This is a genomic window from Phocaeicola sp. RTP21198st1_B8_RTP21198_201120, assembly GCF_040929485.1.
GTDB lineage: Bacteria > Bacteroidota > Bacteroidia > Bacteroidales > Bacteroidaceae > Phocaeicola > Phocaeicola dorei.
The window spans coordinates 1-4619 of sequence record NZ_JBCOCI010000151.1 but is presented as its reverse complement, the minus strand read 5'-3'; the positions used below and the strand labels follow the sequence as shown (position 1 = coordinate 4619).

At 38.4% G+C, this 4619-nt stretch carries 5 protein-coding genes; 4 read left to right on the top strand and 1 reads right to left on the bottom strand.

Annotation, left to right across the window (positions count from 1 at the left end):
• The first annotated feature begins 657 nt into the window (after nucleotides 1-657).
• The 3 genes from AB5935_RS23520 to AB5935_RS23510 all read left to right on the top strand — a co-directional run bounded on the left by AB5935_RS23520 (nucleotide 658) and on the right by AB5935_RS23510 (nucleotide 2843).
• Nucleotides 658-1071 (top strand): helix-turn-helix domain-containing protein, encoded by a 414-nt coding sequence (locus AB5935_RS23520; RefSeq protein WP_007843012.1) that lies wholly within the window; start codon nucleotides 658-660, stop codon nucleotides 1069-1071.
• A gap of 93 nt (nucleotides 1072-1164) precedes the next feature.
• Nucleotides 1165-1944 (top strand): dihydroorotate dehydrogenase electron transfer subunit, encoded by a 780-nt coding sequence (locus AB5935_RS23515; RefSeq protein ID WP_007835378.1) that lies wholly within the window; start codon nucleotides 1165-1167, stop codon nucleotides 1942-1944.
• Nucleotides 1932-2843 carry a dihydroorotate dehydrogenase gene (locus tag AB5935_RS23510; RefSeq protein WP_007835379.1) on the top strand — a complete coding sequence of 304 codons (912 nt, stop codon included), beginning with the start codon at nucleotides 1932-1934 and terminating at the stop codon, nucleotides 2841-2843. Before AB5935_RS23515 ends, AB5935_RS23510 begins: the two co-directional genes overlap by 13 nt.
• Nucleotides 2844-3207: 364 nt before the next feature.
• On the opposite strand, the gene trmD is transcribed toward AB5935_RS23510, so the two are convergent.
• Nucleotides 3208-3882 carry a tRNA (guanosine(37)-N1)-methyltransferase TrmD gene (gene trmD / locus AB5935_RS23505; RefSeq protein WP_007835380.1) on the bottom strand — a complete coding sequence of 225 codons (675 nt, stop codon included), beginning with the start codon at nucleotides 3880-3882 and terminating at the stop codon, nucleotides 3208-3210.
• Nucleotides 3883-3981: 99 nt separating this feature from the next.
• Here trmD and AB5935_RS23500 point away from each other — a divergent pair.
• A partial coding sequence (locus AB5935_RS23500) for a DNA ligase LigA-related protein (RefSeq protein WP_410525540.1) occupies nucleotides 3982-4619 on the top strand: 638 nt, incomplete at its 3' end.

Here is a 4619-nt window from a genome sequence, read left to right as displayed (position 1 = left end):
GGGGAGTTCTTGTCTTTACCATGAAAAATACATTGATACTTGTAAAATAGGAAAACAAAATATTCATAGGATCAAGCTGGAGCGTAAAACAGAGAAAATTCACTTTTAGAAATAATTATAATTTAATTTTGTAATCTTACATCTGTAAACTTTCCTAATATAGGAGATATTATAAGCTTTGCAGGTTTAACAATGTAAATAATACAAATATAAACAAGGTAGTAGTCAAGAGTGAAGATTACATATATAAATGTATATGAATAATTATTTATCTCTTATTTTATTACGATAATATGCTTGAAACCAGTGTTTTATATCTTGTCGATAAAGTGGTTAATAACTTGTATGCATTTTATTTGCTTATATAATCATATTTATTTGTAAATATATCATTTTTGTTGTGTATATATTATAGATAATCAGTATTTTATATAGTCATGCATAAAGTGATAATTATAGTATTTTTAGGAGCGGTTTACGTGTGTAAATCTTAATTTATTTCCAATAATATACTCATACTTTACTTTTGTAAGATATACATTTCCATATTGTAAATTTGCATTTATGAATTATATTAATTACTTTTGTATCTGTAAATTTTGCCTTATACTTTTGTAAATGAAGGAAAGAATCGCTCAAATAATCCAGAAAGAAGATATGACTGCAGCTCAATTTGCAGAGAAGATTGGAATTTCACCTTCCTCTCTTTCCCATATTCTTAGTGGTAGGAATAATCCTAGCTTGGAAGTCGTCATGAAAATACACAAAGCGTGTGACTATATCAGTTTAGACTGGTTACTCTATGGTGAAGGACAAATGGAAACGGATGTTGATTCAGACAATAACATTCATTATACGCCTTCTTTGTTTGATGAGAATTCATTATTTACGCCCGAACGTCCAGTTTCTCCGGAATATCGCAAGGAAAATGAGGTTAAAACACCACTTTATTCTCCTAAAGAGATTGTGCGTGAGGAAATTAAGTATGTGGAAATACCTGCCAAAAAAATCACTGAAATAAGAATATTCTTTGATAATGGGACTTATGAAACGTTCAAGCCTGAAAATTAGGGTGGGAATGCACTAAAATGCCGGTTAGTAGAATAAGATTTGGGTAAATTCGTGTATCTTTGCATAGAAAATGAATTTACCCAATTTTATTTCATGAAAAAATATATTTTAGACCTTGTGGTTACACAGAACATAAAATTGCATGCCAATTATGTTCTGATAAAATTGACTCATGCCAACCCATTGCCCGAGATGCTGCCGGGTCAGTTTGCTGAGATACGTATTGACGGTTCCAATACAACTTTTCTCCGCCGTCCTATTTCTATTAATTATGTGGATAAAACAACCAATGAAGTTTGGTTCCTGGTGCAATTAGTTGGCGATGGCACTCGCAAACTAGCCACTGTGAAACAAGGAGATATTGTTAATGTGGTGATGCCTCTCGGCAATGGATTTACAATGCCCCGGAATGTGACAAAGGTAAAGCCGCTACTGGTTGGCGGTGGTGTGGGTACCGCCCCGATGTTGATGCTCGGTGCTGAGTTAGTGAAAATGGGATGTACGCCTGCTTTCCTGCTAGGCGCACGTTCATCCAAAGATCTGTTGCAGCTGGAGTATTTTGAGAAATTAGGTAAGGTGTATACAACAACTGAAGATGGAAGTATGGGCGAGAAAGGCTATGTGACACAGCATAGCATCTTGCATACAGATCGGTTTGATATGATATACACCTGTGGTCCAAAACCCATGATGATTTCGGTAGCTAAATACGCCAAAGTTCATGGAATAGAATGTGAGGTTTCACTGGAAAATAGGATGGCTTGTGGTGTCGGTGCATGCTTATGCTGTGTGGAGAACACGGACGAAGGGCATTTGTGTGTTTGTAAAGAGGGTCCTGTATTTAATATAAAGAAACTATTATGGCAGATTTAAGTGTAAATATCGGCGATTTAAAGCTTTGTAACCCGGTTATGACAGCATCGGGTACCTTTGGATACGGAAAAGAATTTGAGGACTTTGTAGACCTCGAAAAAATTGGTGGCATCATTGTAAAAGGGACTACCCTTCATCATCGTGAGGGTAATCCTTACCCACGTATGGCAGAGACCCCTATGGGGATGCTTAATGCGGTAGGGTTACAGAATAAAGGGGTAGATTATTTTGTTGAACATATCTATCCACAGATAAGGGATATCCATACTAATATGATCGTTAATGTATCCGGATCTGCTGTAGAGGATTATGTGAAGACTGCCGAAATCATCAATGATCTGGATAATATTCCCGCTATAGAATTGAATATCTCATGCCCTAATGTAAAGCAGGGCGGTATGGCCTTCGGGGTTTCCGCATGCGGGTGTTCCGAGGTTGTAAAAGCTGTACGTAATGTGTATAAAAAGACGCTGATCGTAAAATTATCTCCCAATGTGACAGACATCACAGAAATAGCACGTGCGGCCGAGGCTTCCGGTGCGGACAGTGTATCTCTGATCAATACCCTGCTGGGGATGGCTGTCGATGCTGAAAAGCGTCGGCCTGTACTTTCCACTATTACCGGCGGCATGAGTGGTGCAGCTGTGAAACCAATCGCATTGCGTATGGTATGGCAAGTCGCTAAAGCAGTAAATATTCCTGTCATTGGACTAGGGGGGATCATGGGCTGGAAGGATGCTGTGGAGTTTATGTTGGCAGGTGCCACCGCAATACAGATAGGTACTGCCAACTTCATAGACCCAGCTATTACTGTCAAAGTTTCAGAAGGAATAAATGACTATTTGGAACGTCATGGATATACATCTGTAAAAGATATAATAGGCGCTTTAGAAATCTGAAAATTTTATCTTTTAAATTATAGCCCTGCGAGAGTGTAGATGAATAAATTGAAGCATTTCTTGCAGGGCCTTTTTTATAACCTTCTCTAGATAGAACGAGTATAAAAATGGTTGTTGTTACAACTTATTGCATGGGTATAAAATGATAACTTCAATTATTTTTTTTCGATGAAATGGCTTGTTTTTGAAAAAATGGAGTAGAAAAACACTTGAAAAAGCTTTATCAATATATAAGGAAAAGGAAGATGGACTTAGGTTATATTAAAGAGAGAACATCTTTTCAGGTATGATATAAACAAAAGCAAAGAGGTAAAAGCCATGTTCATCATAAGGCTTTTATCTCTTTATTTTTTATATATATTTTTTATTTTAGCAAATCGGGTCTTAGCCGCTGTGTTCTTTCTAATGACTGCTGAAGCTCCCATTCTTTAATCTTTGCCTCGTGTCCGGATAACAACACATCGGGAACTTGCCATCCTTTGTATTCTGCAGGACGGGTATATACAGGAGCTGCTAACAGATTATCTTGAAAAGAATCGGACAATGCCGATTGTTCGTCAGAAATGACCCCGGGAATAATACGAACTACGGCATCGGCGATAACGGCGGCAGCCAACTCCCCACCTGTCAAAACATAGTCACCGATACTGATTTCTTTCGTAATGAAATGTTCACGTATTCTATAGTCTATACCCTTAAAATGACCACATAGAATAATTAAATTCTTTGCGAGTGAAAGTGAGTTGGCCATCGGCTGGTTAAACTGTTCTCCATCTGGAGATGTAAATATAATTTCATCGTACTCGCGTTCTGCTTTCAAAGCTGAGATGCATCGGTCTATTGGTTCAATCTTCATCACCATACCGGCAAATCCACCGAAGGGATAATCATCTACTTTGCGATAACGGTCGTATGCATAATCGCGTAAATTATGTATATGTATTTCTGCAATTCCTTTTTTCTGCGCACGGCTCATGATAGAGCAGTTGAAGAAGCTTTCCAGCATCTCGGGTAAAACGGTAATGATGTCTATTCTCATATTCGGTTATTTTTTGCAAAAGTAGCAAATTCCTCTTTGCCGGAAGGTGTTTTTCATTCAAAAAATAGCTATTTTTGCGGGAAAACTACCTTTATATATATGACAGAAATAGAAAGAATAGACCAATTGCGCGAGGAGCTTCATCGACATAACTATAATTATTATGTATTGAATGCGCCTGAGATTACAGACCAGGAGTTTGACAAGCTGATGCGTGAACTTCAGGATCTGGAAGAAAAACATCCGGAACATAGAGATGAGAACTCGCCCAGTATGCGTGTGGGAAGTGATATAAACAAAAACTTCATGCAGGTGGTACATAAATATCCCATGCTTTCATTGACTAACACCTATTCGGAAACGGAAGTAACCGAGTTTTATGACAGGGTAAAGAAGTCCTTGAACGAAGATTTTGAGATTTGTTGTGAAATGAAATACGATGGTACTTCTATTTCGCTGACTTACGAGAACGGGAAATTGTTGCGTGCTGTGACGCGTGGTGATGGCGTGCAAGGAGATGATGTGACAGGCAATGTGAAGACCATCCGCAGTATCCCTTTGGTGTTGCATGGAAAGGGGTATCCTGAAGCATTTGAAATTCGTGGGGAGATTTTGATGCCTTGGGTGGTGTTTGAGGAATTGAACAAAGAACGAGAAGCCCGCGAAGAACCGTTGTTCGCTAATCCCCGCAACGCAGCTTCGGGAACATTGAAGTTGCAGAATTCTGCCATTGTGGC